This is a genomic window from Ancylobacter terrae, from assembly GCF_045108345.1.
GTDB lineage: Bacteria > Pseudomonadota > Alphaproteobacteria > Rhizobiales > Xanthobacteraceae > Ancylobacter.
This window is the reverse complement of sequence record NZ_JBJGXH010000003.1, coordinates 283,776-301,484: the sequence shown is the minus strand read 5'-3', so window position 1 is coordinate 301,484 and position 17,709 is coordinate 283,776. Positions and strand designations below refer to the sequence as shown.

General features: G+C 68.2%; 14 protein-coding genes. 9 read left to right on the top strand and 5 right to left on the bottom strand.

What is annotated here, in order from left to right; genetic code table 11:
• Positions 1 to 873 carry a TrmB family transcriptional regulator gene (locus tag ACEUEL_RS17930; protein WP_405708110.1) on the top strand — a complete coding sequence of 291 codons (873 nt, stop codon included), beginning with the start codon at positions 1 to 3 and terminating at the stop codon, positions 871 to 873.
• A 23-nt stretch (positions 874 to 896) separates the two neighbouring features.
• Here ACEUEL_RS17930 and ACEUEL_RS17925 read toward each other — a convergent pair whose 3' ends face one another.
• Genes ACEUEL_RS17925 through ACEUEL_RS17915 form a run of 3 tightly spaced genes read right to left on the bottom strand, consistent with a single transcriptional unit; the run spans position 897 to position 5,775 of the window.
• The gene (locus ACEUEL_RS17925; RefSeq protein WP_405708107.1) at positions 897 to 3,092 is read right to left on the bottom strand and encodes an acetate--CoA ligase family protein; all 2,196 of its coding nucleotides are present in this window, start codon (positions 3,090 to 3,092) and stop codon (positions 897 to 899) included.
• Between the two features lie 13 nt (positions 3,093 to 3,105).
• Complete coding sequence (locus tag ACEUEL_RS17920) at positions 3,106 to 4,641, bottom strand: acyl-CoA carboxylase subunit beta (RefSeq protein ID WP_405708105.1); 1,536 nt, start codon at positions 4,639 to 4,641, stop codon at positions 3,106 to 3,108.
• Between the two features lie 57 nt (positions 4,642 to 4,698).
• Positions 4,699 to 5,775, bottom strand: coding sequence for a mandelate racemase/muconate lactonizing enzyme family protein (locus ACEUEL_RS17915; RefSeq protein ID WP_405708102.1), 1,077 nt, complete (start codon positions 5,773 to 5,775; stop codon positions 4,699 to 4,701).
• A 412-nt stretch (positions 5,776 to 6,187) separates the two neighbouring features.
• Here ACEUEL_RS17915 and ACEUEL_RS17910 point away from each other — a divergent pair, with 412 nt between their 5' ends.
• From ACEUEL_RS17910 to ACEUEL_RS17900, 3 genes are read left to right on the top strand one after another with little or no spacing between them, the layout of a single operon-like run.
• Positions 6,188 to 7,159 carry a tripartite tricarboxylate transporter substrate binding protein gene (locus tag ACEUEL_RS17910; protein ID WP_405708099.1) on the top strand — a complete coding sequence of 324 codons (972 nt, stop codon included), beginning with the start codon at positions 6,188 to 6,190 and terminating at the stop codon, positions 7,157 to 7,159.
• A gap of 54 nt (positions 7,160 to 7,213) precedes the next feature.
• Positions 7,214 to 7,717, top strand: a complete 504-nt coding sequence (locus tag ACEUEL_RS17905) for a tripartite tricarboxylate transporter TctB family protein (RefSeq protein ID WP_405708096.1) — start codon at positions 7,214 to 7,216, stop codon at positions 7,715 to 7,717.
• Positions 7,718 to 7,725: 8 nt separating this feature from the next.
• A complete protein-coding gene (locus ACEUEL_RS17900; RefSeq protein ID WP_405708093.1) occupies positions 7,726 to 9,246 on the top strand; it encodes a tripartite tricarboxylate transporter permease in 1,521 nt (506 codons plus the stop codon).
• A 444-nt stretch (positions 9,247 to 9,690) separates the two neighbouring features.
• Here ACEUEL_RS17900 and ACEUEL_RS17895 read toward each other — a convergent pair whose 3' ends face one another.
• Complete coding sequence (locus tag ACEUEL_RS17895) at positions 9,691 to 11,190, bottom strand: tripartite tricarboxylate transporter permease (protein ID WP_405708091.1); 1,500 nt, start codon at positions 11,188 to 11,190, stop codon at positions 9,691 to 9,693.
• Positions 11,190 to 11,657, bottom strand: coding sequence for a tripartite tricarboxylate transporter TctB family protein (locus tag ACEUEL_RS17890; RefSeq protein ID WP_405708088.1), 468 nt, complete (start codon positions 11,655 to 11,657; stop codon positions 11,190 to 11,192). Before ACEUEL_RS17890 ends, ACEUEL_RS17895 begins: the two co-directional genes overlap by 1 nt.
• A gap of 100 nt (positions 11,658 to 11,757) precedes the next feature.
• On the opposite strand from ACEUEL_RS17890, the gene ACEUEL_RS17885 reads away from it, so the two are divergent.
• From ACEUEL_RS17885 to ACEUEL_RS17865, 5 genes are all read left to right on the top strand, one after another.
• Entirely contained in the window at positions 11,758 to 12,741 is a 984-nt protein-coding gene (locus ACEUEL_RS17885; RefSeq protein ID WP_405708086.1) for a Bug family tripartite tricarboxylate transporter substrate binding protein, read from the top strand.
• A gap of 63 nt (positions 12,742 to 12,804) precedes the next feature.
• Entirely contained in the window at positions 12,805 to 14,397 is a 1,593-nt protein-coding gene (locus tag ACEUEL_RS17880; protein ID WP_405708084.1) for a rhodanese-like domain-containing protein, read from the top strand.
• Positions 14,398 to 14,534: 137 nt separating this feature from the next.
• Positions 14,535 to 15,299, top strand: a complete 765-nt coding sequence (locus ACEUEL_RS17875) for an SDR family NAD(P)-dependent oxidoreductase (protein ID WP_405708081.1) — start codon at positions 14,535 to 14,537, stop codon at positions 15,297 to 15,299.
• 424 nt (positions 15,300 to 15,723) lie between these two features.
• Positions 15,724 to 16,359, top strand: a complete 636-nt coding sequence (locus ACEUEL_RS17870) for a response regulator (protein ID WP_405708078.1) — start codon at positions 15,724 to 15,726, stop codon at positions 16,357 to 16,359.
• Positions 16,356 to 17,681, top strand: coding sequence for a histidine kinase (locus ACEUEL_RS17865; protein WP_405708075.1), 1,326 nt, complete (start codon positions 16,356 to 16,358; stop codon positions 17,679 to 17,681). The genes ACEUEL_RS17870 and ACEUEL_RS17865 overlap by 4 nt, the downstream gene beginning before the upstream one ends.
• The last annotated feature ends 28 nt before the right edge of the window (positions 17,682 to 17,709 follow it).

Below are 17,709 nucleotides of genomic sequence, written 5' to 3'. Positions count from 1 at the left end.
TTGGCAGGCAAGCTGGCCATCGCGGCACATGAATCGGGCGATCTCCTCGCCGATCTGAAGCGGCTCGGCTTCACCGAGTACGAGGCGAAGATCTACATCCAGCTGCTGCGCATGCCGCCCTCGACCGCCTACGAGATCTCGAAGGGTGCCAGCGTTCCGCGTCCCAACACCTACCACTCGCTGGAAGCCCTTGCGCAGCGCGGTGCCGTGCTGCCGGTGAGCGAGAATCCGGTGCGCTACGTGGCGGCGCCGCCCAAGGATTTCCTGGCGGCGCTGTCCAGCCAGACCCGTGCCTTGTGTTCCGACCTTTCCGAGCGCCTGTCCGCGATCGCGCCCTCGCCGGACGACCAGTATGTCTGGATGCTCAGGGGCGAGGGCAGCGTCCATGCCAAGATCGACACGCTGATCGAGGAGAGCGCGGTCTCGATCTGGGTCAAGGCCAGCGACACGGTGCTGCGCCGCCATACCGAGGCGCTGCGCCGGGCCGCAGCGCGTGGGCTGGAGATCTTCATCGTCCTGTTCGGGCCGGATGCGGAGGAGTTCCGCTTCGGCCCCACCTGTCGCGTCTATATCCACGAAGGCAACGGTGTGCGCATGGGCACGACCGACAACCTCTTCACCCTGTCGATCGACCACGTCGAGGTCCTCACCGCCATGGTCGAAGGCGAGGTCATCGCCGCTTACACGCGCAACCCGCCGATCGTGAACCTCGCGGAATCGCTGGTGCGTCACGACTATTACATGGCCGAGATCTTCGCCCGGCTGGGCCCGCAGATCGACGAAGCGTTCGGGCCGTATCTGCGCGACCTGCGCCTCGCCTGCTTTTCCCCCGAACAGGCCGCCTCGTTCAAGCTGCGGACGGGCTTGAGCTGACCCCCGCCCGCCCTTCTGCCGGGCTAACCCCGGCGCAGCTGCCGCTCCAGATGGCCGATGCCGGCGAGGGCCTTCGCCGCCGGCGCGATCTCGTCGAATACCGGCACGCCGATGAGGCGCGCCTTGGCGCGATAATGGCGGCGGCGGTCGTCGAGAGCGGCCGACCCGTCGGTCCGCAGGGCGAGCGCGAAATGCGCCGCTCCCGGCCATTTGGCTTTCGTTTGTTCGACCACGGCAAACAGATTGTCGATCGGATCGACCGAACCACGCCCGACGAAGGCCGACAGGTTGAGATGCAGCAGCACCGCGTCTGGATGGGCGTGCCCGTAGACGATGTCGAGAATCTCGCCGGCCACGAAACCGTCTTTCTCCTGCAGCGTGCGCACCGGCGTGTCGATAGGATTGGCCACGCTGGTGCCGGGCGGCAGTTTCATCGCCTCGAGCAGGCGGCGGGCCTCGCCCTGATAGGGAGCCACTTCAAGGCCCACGGCGGCGAAGGCGTCGGTACCTAGCACGCTCGATCCGCCGCCATTGCCGAACAGCGTGACGTTGCGGGTCGGGTGGTCGGGATGCAGGTCGAAATGCTGGAGCGCCAGAAGCAGGTCGATGAACTCGTCGACCGTTGCGACGAGCACGGCAGGGGTCTGCTTCTGCAGCGAGTCCCACGCCTTCTCGTCACCTGCCAGGGCGCCGGTATGTGAGGCGGCGGCCAGTCGGCCGAGCGCCGAGCGCCCGCCCTTCAGGATGACCACGGGCTTGCTGGCCTTGGTGAGCTGTTCATAGAAAGCGCGGCCGCGCTTCACGTCCTCGAGATAGACGCCGATCGCGCGCGTCTGGGGGTCGGCGAGATAATAGGCGAGCAGTTCATGCGGCTCCACGTCGGCGCTGTTGCCGATGGTGACGGCGCCACTGAAGCGCAGGCCCCGCCACTCGCCGCGCTTGATGATGTCCGTCGTGAGCCCGCCCGACTGCGAGACGATGCCGATCGTGCCGATTTCCTTCGGCGCATCGGCCGGAAAGGTCAGGCCGCCGCGCGGCGAATAGGTGCCGAGGCAGTTCGGTCCCAGGACCCGCACCCCGCCGGTGCGCGCGCCCTCGACCAGCGCGTCCTGGAGGGCCTTGCCCTCCTCCACTTCCCCGAACCCGGAGGAGATGACCTGTGCGATCCGGCAGCGCCCGCCGGCGGCGGCGAGGATGTCCGGTATGCGCTCGCTGCCAATCGCGATGTAGGCGTAGTCGACCGGTTCCGGTGTCGCGGCGAAGCTCTGATAGGCCTTGAGGCCTTCGACCTCGTCGGCGGCCGGATGGATCGGGTAGATCGCGCCGCTATAGCCGAACGCCTTCATCCGGCGAATGAACGTGTTAGCGATGGCGACATCCTTCGTCGACGCCCCGAGCACGGCTACCGTCTTCGGCTCGAACAGGGGCTCGAAGGCGTCGAGCGGCGCGGCCTCCATCATCGCCTCACTCGTTCCGAGGTCGTCGGCGGCCCCGAGGATGACGCGGGCGTCCACCGCCACCGCGCCCGTCGCGCTCACGATCACCGGATTAATGTCCAGTTCGGCGATGTCCTGGGCGTGGCGCATCAGCAGCCCGCCCGCACCACCGATGCGCAGCATCACGTCGATGAGAGCCGCTTCGTCGACGCCGGCCTCCCCGCGCGCGCCCTGCAGCAGTGCGCGTCCGCTCAGTTCCGCGAGCATGCTTTCGGCGTCTCCCGCGTCGATCGGGCAGATGCGGAAGGCGACGTCGCGCAGCACCTCGACGAAGATGCCGCCGAGCCCGACCATGATCATCGGACCGAACTGGGGATCGCGATAGCCGCCGATCACCATCTCACGTCCGGCCGGGGCCATCTCCTCGACCAGCCAGCCGTCGATCCGGGCGGCGGCGATCCGCGGCTTTTCCGCCATCGCCCTTACCGCCGCCCGCACGGCGTCCGCGCCGGCGAGTCGCAGCGCGACGCCGCCGGCATCGGACTTGTGGAGAATGTCCGGCGAGACGACCTTCACCACGAAGGGCCCGTCGAGCTCGTCGGCGATCTGCGCCGCATGTTCCGCATCGGCCGCGACCCGCGAGCGCGGCACGCGGATTCCGAAATCGGCGAGCAGCACCTTGCCTGCCGCCTCGTCGAGGCTGGCGCGACCCGCGGCCCGGGCCTCGGCGATCAGCACCTCGCCATGCGCTCCGCGCCGCGCGTGGGTATCCTGAACGGTCATGATTACTCTCCCGTCAGTAGCTGGTCGGCCAGGTGCGCATGAGGTGCTGGCCGACGCCGCCCGAGCGCCGTCGGCGCTGGATGTCCAGCATGCGGATGACCCAGGCACGGGTCTCCTGCGGCTTCACCACTTCCTGCGCCGAGAAGATGCGCGCCATGTCCCAGATCTCGAGATCCTTCTGGATATGCGCCAACGCATCCTCGAAGCCCTCCTGTCCCGCGGAGAGGTTATGGACGATGCTGGTGGCGAAGACCGGGTCCATGAAGCTCACCTCGGCAGTCGGCCAGGCGATCATCGCGTCGTTGTGGGCGCCCCCGCCCATCGCGACATAGGCGCGCCCATACGCCTTGCGGCACAGCACCGTCACTGACGGCACCGTCGTCAGGCATGTGGCATTCATGAAGTTCATGATGTGCCCTGGCGCGCCACGTCGTTCCGCCTCGGTGCCGACGACGAAGCCGGGCGTGTCGACCAGGCGCACGATGGGCAGGTTGAAGCTGTCGCACAGGACGGTGAGATCGATGATCTTGCGGCAGGCTTCCGCCGAGAGCGCCCCGCCGCCGACCTGCGGGTTGTTGGCGACGACGCCGACCGCTTTGCCGTCGAGCCGGGCGAGGCCGACCACGGCCGACCTGCCGAAGCGGGCCTTGATCTCGAAGAAGCTGTCGCGATCGAAGATCACCTCAATGATCTTCTTCATGTTGTAGACCTGCGTGCGCTTCTCCGGCAGCACGTCGAGGATACGCTCCTGGTCGTCGCCCGAACCATCGGGGATCGCCGCACCGGGCGCCAACTCGCCATTGTGGCTGGGCATATAGGAGAGGAACCGGCGGATCGCGGACATCGCCTCCGCGTCGGTGTCGACGAAATAGTCGATCAGGCCGGTCTGCTCGGCATGCAGCCGCCAGCCGCCGAGCTCTTCCAGATCGACCTTCTCGCCGATCGCCATGGAGACGAGCCGCGGGCTCGACACCGACATGATCGAGCCCTTCTTCATCACCGCGAAGTCGGCGCAGCAACACAGCCAAGCGGAAGAGCCGAAGGAGGTGTCGAGCGCCGCCGCCACCCAGGGGGTCTCCCGCATACGCTTGAACTGGGTGGTGTCGTTGCCGAGCAGCGCGCCCATCCCCTTGGAGCCCATCGCGTCGGGAAGCCGCGCGCCGGTGGATTCGCCGATATGGAGGAAAGGCAACCCCCGCTCGGTGCAGGTGCGGCGGATATAGCCCATCTTCTTGGAGTTGGTGGCGCTCGTGGAGGCGCCCTTGGTGGTGAAGTCGTTCACCACTACGCCGACGTCGCGTCCCTCCACCCGGCCGAACCCGGTGATCTTGCCGTCGCGCGGGGTGGCATCGACATCCGCGTCGAAGACGCCGGAGGCGCCGAGCAGGCCGACCTCGAAGAAACTGCCGGGATCCACGAGAGCGTCGAGCCGCTCCTGCGCGTTGAGCTGGCCGCGCTCGGTGCGCTTGGCCAGCTTGTCCGGCCCGCCCATGCGCTGCGCCTGCGTACGGCGCTGGTCAAGTTTCTCAAGCATTGCGTCGTGAGGCATCGTGGAATCCTGCTTCGTGGCGAATGGCGCGCCGGACCGGGGGCGTCGGTGCGCGCGTCAGACGGCGACCTGGTGGGTGGCGATGGTGGCGCGCTCGACCGCCGCGCGGTCGAGCCGCGGTCGATAGCCGGCGGGCATGCGCACCTCGCCGTCCTCGAAGGGCAGCGGGTTCTCGAAGAGTCCGGTCTTGGCCTTCAGGAAACCGTTGAATTCGCCGGCATTGTCGACGGTGTCGAGGGCCACGCAGGCCTCCAGCCACCCCTGGATCTCACTGCCCAGCCCGTCCCCGAGGACCGGGCTCATCCCCCGAGCCCGAACGGCGTTCAGCCCCTTGGCCAAGCGCTCGAGGCTGCCGAACCGTTTCAGCTTCAACTTGCAGAAGCCGACGCCTTCGATCGCACCGGCACGCTCGATATCCTCGAGCGTGCAGATGGGCTCGTCGAGCATCAGCGGTACGGTCGAGGCGTGCGCGACGGCTGCGTTGGCCTCCCAGTCGTCGGAATCGCAGGGCTGCTCGAACAGATCGATGCTGGTGGGATCGAGCCGTGAGGCAAAGGCGACGCCGTCCTCGCGGCTGAAACCGCGATTGGCGTCGAGGCGCAGCGTCGCCCGCCCGTCGACCACCTCTTGTATGCGCGCCACGCGCCGAAGATCGGCCTCCACATCCTTGCCGACCTTCACCTTGAAGGTACGAAATCCCTCGGCGATCCAGCCGTCCACCTCCGGTCCGATCGCGTCGAGCTCCGTCGAGTTGATCGGGGTGAGGAGAGGCTGCCGGCGCGGCTCGGCGACGTCGAGGAATGCGCTGCCCTCGAGAACTTCGATGGCGGTGGCGAGCGCCGTCGCCGCAACTTTGCTCTGGGCGAAATCGGCGAGAATGATCGCCTTCGCCTCCTCCGGCGTCTTGCCGAGGATCGCATCCATCTTGGCGAGGCAGAACGTCCAGCCGCCGTCGCGCGTCTCGGAGCTCGATCCCGGCGAGATGTGTGCGTCGGCAAAGCCGGTTCGCCCGTCGCTATCCTCGACCTCGACAAGATAGGGCTCGAACTCGTCGAAGGTGCGATAGGACAGCCGGTAGGGCCGTATCAACGGCAGGCAGAGGCGGGTGAGACGGATCTGTCGCAGGCGGGACATGGGGCGTTTCCTCGATACGGCGCGTGCACGGCCGCGCCTTGCGGCGCGACGCCTGGCTGCCAAGGCGCTTGGGTCTGCCGATTAGTTGTTGCTATTGCTACTACGAACTTTTAAGCTCTGCAATGTGGATCGGTCGATCCCGCAGCGGATCCGGTCGAGGCCAAGAAGTTCGACGGAGGAATTCAGCGACGAGCCGGCCATACGGGCGACGACTGCGCGTTGTTACGGAAAGTGTCGCGCAATTTATACCTGTATTGTCGCCGCGCGCTGCGTCACGGAGAGTGATGCCGGCACATCGACACGCGAGAAACGCCAGACAGCGGGCGAGTGGCCGGAGATTTACTGGGGAAGGGTTCGCGCAAGACACGGACAAGGCCCGCCATAAGGGCTTCCGGAACTAGGGAGAACGACCATGCTGAAGCTGCTGCTTCGAACCGCCGCCGTTGCGGCTGCTCTTGCTATGATGCCGGCCGGCGCGCGCGCCGATTATCCGGACAAGCCCATCCGCTACCTGCTCCATGTCTCGCCCGGTGGCGCAACCGATGTGATGGCCCGCAAGCTTGCCATTGCCATGGAGAAAATCCTCGGCGTCCCGCTGGTCGTCGAGAACAAGCCCGGCGGACGCGGCGCCACACAGCTCGCCGAACTCGCCGCCGCCAAGCCCGACGGCTACACCATCGGTGCCGTGACCTCGACCCATATCGGTGCGTTCAACCAGACGCTGAAGCAGTACAATGTCGACAGCTTCGACTGGATAGCCCGGCTGGTGAACGAGCCCTATCTGATCGTCGTCAACAAGGAGAGCCAGATCAAGTCCATGAAGGATCTGGTCGATGCCGCCAATGCCAAGCCCGGCAGCGTCGTCATGGCCGGCTTCGTACGCGGATCGGGCGGTCATTTCGCCTGGGAAATCATGGCGAAGTCCGCCGGGCTCGACAGCAAGAAGGTGCGATGGGTGCCTTTCGACAGCGTCGGCGATGCCGTCACCGCCGCCCTCGGCGGCCATGCCGAAGCTGCCATTGCCTATGTCGATCTCGTCAAAACCCATGTCGAATCCGGCGGCCTGCGCGTCATCGGCGTCATGTCCGACAAGCGTGTACCGCAGTTCCCGGACGTCCCGACCCTGAAGGAGCAGGGCTACGCCGCCGATACCTCCTGGCAGCAGATGCGCGGCATCATCGGGCCGAAGGGGATTCCGGAGCCGGTCAAGGCCAAGCTCGCGGAGGCGGTGAAGCAGGCGCTCGAGACACCCGAACTCAAGGCGTACATGAACGAATCGGCGCTCGTTCCCTCCTTCCAGGGGCCCTCCGACTTCACCGCGACAGCAAAGCGGGAAAACGACGTCACCAAGGAATGGATGACGACCCTCGAGTTGACCCGCTGACCGCCCCGCGATCCGCTCCTTCCGGCCATCCACCGAGAGAGCCCGACTGTGACCATGGTAACCCGACACAACGAGCAGATCGTGGCGGCTCCCGCGGGGCGCGACGAACTCACCTTTCGGCTGGAACTGGGCGACACCCTGGCGGGGGCCGCCCTGTTGGCGATGGCCGGCACTTTCTGGCTGCTTGGTGCGGATATCGATGATGGTGGCGGCTCGGGTGTCGGTGCGGCCACTTTTCCGCGCGGCATTGCGCTGCTGCTCGGCATCGGCGCTCTGGTGCTGACGGCGAACGGCATCCGCCATCTGATCGGAACTCCGACCGGGCATCTGGTGAGCACGGGTCGGCCGCTGCGGGTCGTGGCGGGCATGGCGCTGATGCTCGCCTTCGCGCCCGCCATGCGGGCCTTCGGCTACTACCCGACCATGGCGCTGTTCCTCGCCGCCATGCTCTGGGTCGCCGACTGCCGCCGGCCGCTGCCTGTCCTCGCCTATGTCGCGGGCTTCCTGCTGTTCAGCAAGCTGGTCTTCGAGATGCTCCTCTCGATCCCGCTGCCCTGAGGTGCGCCATGATTGACGGTTTTCTCGCCGGGCTTTCGGCCTTCTCCTCCTGGCAGGTCATCGCCGGCCTCTTGGGCGGCGTCGTCATCGGCTACATCGTCGGCGCGCTTCCCGGGCTTTCCGCCGGCGTCGGCATGGCGCTGCTCATCCCCTTCACCTTCGGGCTCGATCCGGTCGTGTCGGTAGTGATGCTCGTCACGCTCTATATGGCTTCCGAATATTCCGGCGCCATTCCGGCGATCCTGATGAACACGCCGGGCGAGCCCTCGTCCGCCATTACCGCGCTCGACGGCTATCCGATGCGCGAGCGTGGTGAGGCTGGGCAGGCTCTCACCCTCTCCATCCTCGGTTCCGCGGTCGGTTCGGTGATCAGCACGATCCTGCTGATTTTCACCGTGATGTGGATGACCAAGATCGCGCTGGCCTTCGGGCCGGCCGAGTATTTCGCGCTTGCCGTCCTCGGCCTCAGCCTGATCTCGACGCTGGCGGGCCACTCCGTGCTGCGCGGCTTCATCGCCCTGCTGTTCGGGCTTCTGCTGACCACGGTCGGCACGGATCCGGTGGACGGCGTGATGCGCTACGTCTTCACCGACGGCCTCCTCGGCGGCTTCCCCTTCATTGCCGCCTTGATCGGATTGTTCGCCCTGTCCGAGGTGCTCCGCATGCTGGAATCGCCGGGCGACCGCACGACGCCGCTGAAGGACCTGCCGGGCCTCTCGGCGCAGTTCAGCCTGCTGAAGCCGCATACCGGAAACATGCTGCGCTCGACCCTGATCGGCTACATCCTCGGCGTGATTCCGGGCGCGGGCGCCACCATCGCCGCGATCACCGCTTATTCTGTCCAGAAGCGCTTCTCGAAGTCGCCGGAGACCTTCGGCAAGGGCAATCCAGAAGGCGTCGTTGCCGCCGAGACCGCCAACAACGCCTGCATGCCGGGCGCGCTGGCGCCCATGCTGGCGCTCGGTATTCCCGGCAAGGCGAGTACGGCGGTGCTGGTTGGCGCGCTCGCCATCCAGGGTGTGCGGCCGGGACCGCTGATCTTTACCCAGCATCCCGAGATCCCCTATTCGATCTACATCGCCCTGCTCGTCGGCATGCCCTTCATGGTGGTGCTCGGGCTGTTCGGCTCGCGGCTCTGGGTGCGTCTCACGACAATCCCGGCATCGGTTGTGACCGCCATCGTCGCGGCGACCTGCCTGCTCGGCACCTATTCGGAATCGAACGAGATCTTCGCCATCGGTGTGGCGGTCGCCTTCGGGATCGTCGGCTACCTGCTGTCCAAGGTGGAAATCGAGCCGGCACCGATCGTCCTCGCGCTGGTACTTGGATATATGATGGAATCGAATTTCCGCCGCAGCCTCGTGATGTCGGGCGACGACATGACGATCTTCCTGCGCAATCCGATCGCCGCCATCTGCCTCGTGCTGGCCGTGGTGATCTTCGCGGCGCCGCTGATCCAGAATGTGCTCGCCTGGCGCCGACGGCAGGGTGCCGCGGACGTCGCCCCGCGCGCGGAGGGCTCGCTCTGACGGTGTATCCACGCAATCGCGTGCCACGCCGATCTGAGGTGCAATCGGCCCTTGGCGAGCATGGCCAGGTAAAGAGCTCGACCGGCAGCGTCGTTCAGCCCGGCGGGCGAGTAGGACCGATCGGAAAGTCGTTACACGACAGCGCGGAGCAGAGGACGACGCCCGCCGCGCAGATCGGCCCGAGCGGGCGCATCGATGCCGCGATCGCCACGGTATCGAGCTGGCATTGGCCTCGACGTTCTCGGCCGCGATCCTCCGGAATATGCGCGCCCGAGCAGGTCGCATGCCGGGCTCCCGAACCGGGAGCCTTGGAGAGGCGCCGGGGCGACCTGACCGATCCGGTGGGCGACCATCGGACCTTCCTCTGTCGACCGCATCCGCGGGGGCGGGGCGCCTGTTCTTCCGTACCGTCGCCCGGCACCGGACAGCCTGAACCCCGCTCGCCTACTCGACGAACACCTCGTCGCGCTTGCGCCGGATCATCGGCAGCGCGCTGACGATCAGGATGAGCGCGGCGAGGGTGAGCAGGGTCGCGCTGATCGGGTGCGCGACGAAGATCGAAGGATCGCCGTGGCTGATGATCATGGCGCGCCGGAAATTCTCTTCCAGCATCGGCCCCAGGATGAAGCTGAGCAGGAGTGGGGTCGGATCGCAGTCGAGGCGCGAGAGCAGGTAGCCGAAGGCTCCCGCGAGCGCGAGGATGACGACGTCGACCGGGCTGTTGTTCACGGCATAGGCGCCGATGCAGCAGAACAGGATGATCGCCGGAACGAGGTGGCGATAGGGGATGCGCAGCACCGCCACCCAGATGCCGATCAGCGGTAGGTTGATGAGAACCAGCAGCGCGTTGCCGATCCACATGCTGGCGATGAGCCCCCAGAACAGCTCCGGCCGCTGGGTCATCACCTGCGGACCGGGCGAGATGCCGTGGATGGTCATTGCCCCGATCATCAGCGCCGTTACCGAACCCGACGGCAGGCCGAGCGTCAGCATGGGAATGAAGCTGGTCTGCGCCGCCGCATTGTTCGCGCTCTCAGGGGCCGCGACGCCCTCGATCGCGCCCTTGCCGAAGCGTTCGGGCGTCTTCGAGATCTTCTTTTCCAGCATATAGGAGACGAAGGCGGCGAGCAGTGTACCGGCGCCGGGCAGGATGCCGATGAGGGTGCCTACACCCGTCCCGCGCAGGATGGGCATGAACGAGGCCTTGAGGTCCGCCCATTTTGGCCACAGACCATCGATCTTGCGCATGAGCACGTCGCGATGCATCGGCGCTTCCAGCGTGCGCAGGATCTCGGCGACGCCGAACAACCCCATGGCGAGCGGGATGAAGTCGATTCCGTCGCGCAGCTCGGGAATGCCGAAGGTGAAGCGGGCCCGTCCGGTGTTCACGTCGGTTCCCACCATGCCGAGCGCGAAGCCGATCAGCACCATCAGCAGCGCGTTGATGACCGAGCCGCGCCCCATGACCACCACGGCGACGATGGCGAGCACCATCAGCGCGACATTCTCCACCGGCCCGAACATGAGGCCGAGCTCGGTTAGCGAACTCGCCGATGCCGCGATGAACATGGTGGAGACGGTGCCGGCGAACAGCGAGCCGATCGCCGCGATCGCCAGTGCGACGCCCGCCCGCCCCTGCCGCGCCATCTGGTGGCCGTCCAGTGCCGTGATGACGCCGGAGCTCTCACCCGGCATGTTGACGAGGATCGCCGTGGTCGACCCGCCATATTGCGCGCCGTAGTAGATGCCCGCGAGCATGATCAGCGAGCCGACCGGCGACAGGTCGAAGGTCACCGGCAGCAGGATGGCGATGGTCGTCGCCGGGCCGATGCCGGGCAGCACGCCGACCAGCGTGCCCAGAACGACACCGATGAAACAATAGAGGATGTTGTCCCAGGTGGCGGCGACGCCGAACCCGAAACCGAGATTGGACAGAAGTTCCATCAGAAAAAGGACGGCAGGATCGGCAGGGGCAGCTCGAGCCCGACGACGAAGACGAGGCTGGAGAAGCCGGCCAGCCCCCCGGCCAGCACCAGCCGTTCGCGCAGGCTGTCGGCCGCCTGCGCCAGCGAGGTAATGACGACGGCCACCATGGCGCTGGCCAGCAGCCCGTAGGGCTGGATGAGGAGCGCGAAGGCGACCGGCCCCGCTGCGATGGTGACCACGCTCTTCCAGTTGATCGCCAGGGCCGCGGGCTCGTCACCGCGGCCGAAGCGTACCTTCACCAGCGCCCGCGCCGCGATGATCAGCGCGACCGCCAGCAGCGCGACCCCGACGAGGCGGGGGACATAGCCGGGGCCCATGCGCAGCGCCGTGCCGAGCGGCAGCGCCCAGCCGGCATAGAGCATCACGAGTGCGAAGGAAGCGGCGAGCGACGCCGTGAGCAGATCGCGGCGGACCGAGGGAGACATGAGACATCCGAATTTTTATAACCGATATACCATATAAAAATACTAGACATTCGATTTGTCAAATCTACTATCGCGGCGATTTCAATCAGGATCGCCGACAATGAAGCGCCGCTTTCAAGCTCTCGCCGCCGCTGCCCTGGCCGCCCTTGCCTCCGGCTCCGCCGCCTTCGCGCAGGACGCGGCCAAATACCCCGCCAAGGCGCCGACGATCATCGTGACGGCCTCGGCGGGCGCCAGCTCCGACACGCTGACCCGCACGGTCGCCCGCAAGCTGGGCGCGATCTGGGGCGTCGAGCCGATCGTGGAGAACATCGGCGGCGCGGGCGGCTCGCTCGGCTTCGAGAAGGCGGCCCGCGCGCCGGCGGACGGGCTGACCATCGTCGTCGGCGGCGACAAGGTTCCGCTCAGCGCTCTCTTCTTCGGGGCGGAACTCGGTTACGATCCGATCAAGGATTTCGCCGCCGTCACCCAGGCCGTGGCCAACCCGCAGATCCTCGTCGTGCGTCCCGAACTCAACGTAAAGACGCTCAACGACTATCTGAAGCTCGCCCGGGCGAAGGACGGCAAGCTGGTCGTGGGAACGCCCGGCACGGGCGGCGTCGGCCATCTGGCGCATGAGGTTCTCGCCCAGGCAACCGGCACCAAATACACCTACGTGCCCTATAAGGGCGGCGCCCCGGCGACCACGGACCTCCTCGGCGGGCATGTCGACGCGGTGATCATCACCCTCGCCGCGGTGACCGAGCATGTGCGCGCCGGCCGGCTGGTCGGGGTCGGCGTCACCACGGCCGAGCGCTCCTCCGCGCTGCCGGACGTGGCGACGTTCCAGGAGCAGGGCGTCAAGGACTATGCCCTCGCCAGCTGGCAGGGCTTCTTCGTCAATTCCAAGACGCCCCGCGCACTCGTCGAGAAGATCAGCGCCGATGTCCGCACCGCGCTGCAGGACAAGGAGGTCAAGAGCTTCCTCGAAGGGCAGGGCTATGTCGTGGTCGCCGGCACGCCGGAGGAAGGCGACAGGCTGGTGCGCGACGATTTCAGGAAATACGGCGAGGTGGTGAAGGCCTCGAACATCAAGGTCGAGTGACGCGCCTGCGCGCGCCGGCCGCCCGTGCCCCCAACCCGTCCCGCCGACTTGTCAGGAATCGACATGAACACGCATGTCCAGCCGCCGGCCCGCACGATCCGGGCGCAGGCCGTCGCCGCGCTGCTCGACGGCGGCGGTGAAATCGCCTTCATCGATGTTCGCGAGGAAGGTCAGTACGGCCTTCTCCACCCGCTTCTCGCCGTCAATATCCCCTATAGCCGGCTCGAACGCGACATCACCCGGCTCGTGCCGCGCCTTCATGTCCCGGTCGTTCTGGTCGACGACGGCGACGGCGTGGCCGCCCGCGCGCAGCAGCAGCTCACGGCGATCGGCTACACCGACGTCCGCGTGCTCGAAGGCGGCATTGCGGCCTGGAGCGAGACGCAGCGACCGCTGTTCGAAGGCGAGAACGTGCCGAGCAAGGCCTTTGCCGAGGTGGTGGAACACGTGTTCGGCACCCCGCATATCGGCGCCCCCGAGCTGAAGGAGCGGCTCGACCGCGGCGACCGCATCGTGGTGATCGACAATCGCACCGCGGAGGAATTCGAGCGCTTCCACGTGCCCGGCGCGATCAATGCCCCCGGCGTCGACCTGGTGCATCGGATTGCCGATCTCGTTCCCTCCGACGATACGTTCGTCGTGGTGTCCTGTGCCGGTCGCACCCGGGGCATCATGGGGGCGCAGAGCCTGATAGCCGCGGGGGTCCCCAATCGGATCGCCGCGCTGGAAGGCGGCACGCAGGGCTGGCGTCTTGCCGGACTGGAGCTCGAACGGGGAAGCCGCGCGAGCGAGCCGCCGAGCGCGTCGGCCCGGCAGGCGGGCGCCCTGCGCGCGGCGGCGCTGATCGCGCAGCACGACCTGCCGGTGATCGGCGCGCATGAACTTGCCGCCTGGCGCGCCGACGAGTCTCGAACGACCTATCTCTTCGATGTCCGCTCGCCGATCGAATATGCCGAGGCTCATGTCGATGGCGCCCGGTCGGCGCCCGGCGGGCAGTTGCTCCAGAAGCTGGACACCGAGGTTGCCGTCCGCGGCGCGCATCTCGTGCTCGCGGATGATGACGGCGTACGCGCCGCCGTCACCGCCTATTGGCTGAAGCAGCTCGGCTGGGAGGTCGCCATCCTCGACCCGGCGACCCCGCGAACCGCGCGGCGGGCGCCGCCCGCGCCGCCGCCCCTTCCGGCCGTGCCCGTCATCGATGCCGCGCAAGCCGCCGCATGGATCGGCTCGGCGCGCCTCATCGCCGTCACGTCGAGCGCGACCTATAGCGCCGGGCACCCCGCCGGCTCCGTCTGGTCGATACGGCCCCGGCTGGCGGCAACGATCAGCCGGCTCGGAACCCCGTCGCGCCTTCTCGTCATCGGCGAGGATGACGGCGTTGCTGCGCTGGCGGCGGCGGATCTCGCCGCGATTACCCCGGCGGAGATCGCGGTGCTCGGCGGCGGGCTGGACGCCTGGAAGGCGGCCGGACTGCCGCTCGAAGCCTCCCCGGACTCCCCCACCGACGCGGCGCGTATCGACTTCCTGTTCTGGAATCACGAGCGCCACACCGGCAACGGGGCGCATTCGCGCGCCTATCTGGAATGGGAGCAGCAACTCCCGGCGCAGATCGAGGCGGATGGCGGCGCGGGGTATCGCCTCACGGCAACTCGCTGAACCCGGCCCCGAGGCGGGCCCGCCCGATCGCCGTCGCGCGCGGCACCCGCTTGATTCCTCCCTGCACGGCCCGGGCCGGCCGCGCGTCCCGCCGTCACGGCACTCCTACGCGCCCACTTACAGCGAGAAGAATAACGATGACCTCTCCCGACACCCGCCCGCTCGCGGGCCGCGTCGCCCTCGTCACGGGTTCCGCGCGGCGCATCGGTCGCGAATCAGCCCTCCTCCTGGCGCAGGAAGGGGCGCATGTGGTCGTCCACGCCAGATCCTCGCGCGACGAGATCGAGGCGGTAGCCTCGGATATCCGCGCGGCAGGCGGGCAGGCGACCGCGCTGTTGGCGGACATCACGGACGAAGCCGAGGCGCAGCGGCTCGTGGATACCATCCTCGACACGCACGGACGCCTCGACATCCTCGTGAACAATGCGGCCGTGCGCGGCGAGACGCCGTTCGAGGCTCTCAGCCTCGAGGCGTACCGCGCCGTCCACTCGGTGATCGTGGAAGGCGCGCTTCTGGTAACGCGCGCGGCCATACCCGCGATGGTGAGGGAGCGTTTCGGCCGCATCATCTCGATCGGAGGCGTGAGCGCCCATTCCGGGGTTTTCCACCGCGTCCATGTCGCCACGGCCAAGGCGGCGCTCATCGGTTTCACCAAGGCGCTGGCGATCGAATTCGGCGAGCGCGGCATCACGGCGAACCTGGTCGTGCCGGGCAGCATCGGCGGCACGCGCTCGACGACCTCCGGCAAGGGCGGCGCCTTTCCCGGCGGTGGCTATCTGCCGGTCGGGCATGAAGGCACTCCCCGCAACGTCGCGGAGATTGTGCGCACCCTCGCCTTGCCGACCGGCGACTTCATCTCCGGGCAGGCGATCCATGTGAACGGCGGCATGTACCTGCCCTGACCGATCAGCCCCGCGCCTTCGACCGAAACCCGGTGGCAGCCATCAAGGCGGGAATAGGCACTCTCGATCGGCAAGGGCAAGACCTCGTTCGCGCCGCCACAGCGGAGCGATATCGCGACGGGTGGTTTGGGAGGCGCTGCTCCTCGCGTTGGCGACGCCGGACACCCCCGATGCGGCACCCGCCTCGGGCGTTGGGGCGCACATGGCGCGATTCCGATCCGCGCCGTATCGGCCCGCTGTGCTGCCGCGCCGGAAGCCCGCCCGACCCCCGCGGATGCGACATGGTCCGGGGGGGCGCAGCCGAGTGAGGGCATCCACGTCGATGACGGCCGCCTCGAGGCTGACGAGGAACCCGCACGCTGGGCACCGGTGTTCCTGAACAGGCGTTGTGCGAGGGCGCTACCGCGCTATCGTGCGTCCCGCGATGGACCTGATCCGAATTCTCCTCGTCGACGATCACCCGGTGGTGCGGGAGGGCTACCGGCGGCTGCTCGGGCGCCAGCCCGGCCTGTCGGTGGTGGCCGAAGCCGGCGACGGCGAAGCCGCGCTGGCGGCATTCCTCGCGCACCGGCCCGACATCGTACTGATGGACCTCTCCATGCCTGGCGGCGGCGGCTTCGCGGCGGTGGAGGCGATCCTCGCCGCCGATGCCGGCGCCCGCATCATTGTCGTGTCGATGCACCAGGGCGCGGTCTTCGCGCAGAAATCGATGGCCGCCGGCGCGCGCGGCTTCGTCTCCAAGGCGAGCCCGCCGGACGAGCTGGTGCGCGCTATCGCGACCGTGATGGGCGGGCGGCGGGCGCTGTCGACCGACGTGGCGCAGGACTTCGCCCGCACCGTGGTCGAGGCCGACCCGGCCGCCATCCTCACCCCGCGCGAGCGGGACATACTGCTGCGGTTGATGCGCGGCATGAACGGACGGGCCATCGCCCGCGACCTCAACCTCTCCTCCAAGACGGTGCAGAACAACCTGTCGGCGATCAGGGCCAAGCTCGGCGCGTCCGGCGATGCCGACCTCGTGCTGAAGGCGCAGCGCGCCGGCCTCGTGCCCGCGCTATGATGCGCGAGCTCCTGCCGCAGCTGGTCCTGCGGGTGCTGGCCGCCGGGCTCGTCACCCTCGTCCTCGCCGCTGGCTGGGTGCTGTGGGACACGGCGAGCTCGGCGCAGCGCGATGCCCGCACCACCGCCACCCGCGTCTCCGACGCCATCGCCGCCCGGCCGAGCTTCGAGGGGCTGGCTTTTGGGGGCGTGGCGCCGACCCCGGTGTTCCGCGACTGGCAGGAATTCCCCGCCTGGAGCCTGATTGCGCCGGGCATCTGCGTCGAGCTCGGCCCGCGCGACCAGCCGGTGCAGCGCCGCTGCGGCCCCTATCTGGCGGCGCCCGCGCCGCCGGACTGGTTCGTCTGGCTAGCGCGGCGCCTCGGCCTCGTCCCCGCGCCGGTCAGCGTGCCGGTGCGCACGCGCTACGTCTCGGACGCCCATGTGACCGCCATCGCCGATCCCGGCGTCATCATCACCCGCGCCTGGGCCCGCACCGGCGACCTCATGCGCGTGGCGGTGGGGATGGCGGTCGGCGGCGCGCTGCTGACCGGCCTCCTGCTGATGCGCCTGCTGGCGCCGTTCCGGCTGCTGCTGCGCGGCATCGAGCGGCTGCAGCAGGGCGATTTCGCGGGACGCCTGCCGGCGCTGCGGGTCGCCGAGTTCGACCGGCTGAGCACGGCGGTGAACGAGACGGCGTCGGCGCTGAAGGAAGCGCAGGCCCAGCGCACCGAGCTGACGCGGCGGCTGTTCGCCGTGCAGGAAAGCGAGCGCCGGGCACTGGCGCGCGAGCTGCACGACGAGTTCGGCCAGTGCCTCACCGCCACCCGCGCCATGGCGGCGGCGATCGCGCAGTCGGGCGAGAGCACCGCGCCGGACGGGGCGCGCATCGCCGAGATCAGCGGCCAGATGATGGACAGCCTCAGGGCGGAGCTCGCCCGGCTGCGCCCGCCGGACCTCGACGACCTAGGCCTGCGCCCGGCGCTGGAGCGCCTCGTCGCCAACTGGCGCGCGCGCGTGCCGGCGGTGCGCTTCGGGCTGGAGTTCGCCGGCGCCGTCGACGCGGTGCCGGACGAACTGGCGCTCAGCCTCTACCGCATCGCGCAGGAATGCCTCACCAACGCCATCCGCCACGGCGCGCCGGCCAGCGTCGTGCTGCGGCTCGAGATCGGCGAGGCGATCACGCTCACCGCCACCGACGACGGCTCGCCCCGCCATGACGGGGAGATCGGCGACGGCTTCGGCCTGCTCGGCATCCGCGAGAGGGTCGACGCGCTCGGCGGCAGCTTCACGCTCGCGCAGGTCGAGGGCGGCATGCGCGCCGTCGCCCGCCTGCCGCTCTGACCCGGGAGAAATTCCCGGGTCGGCCGGG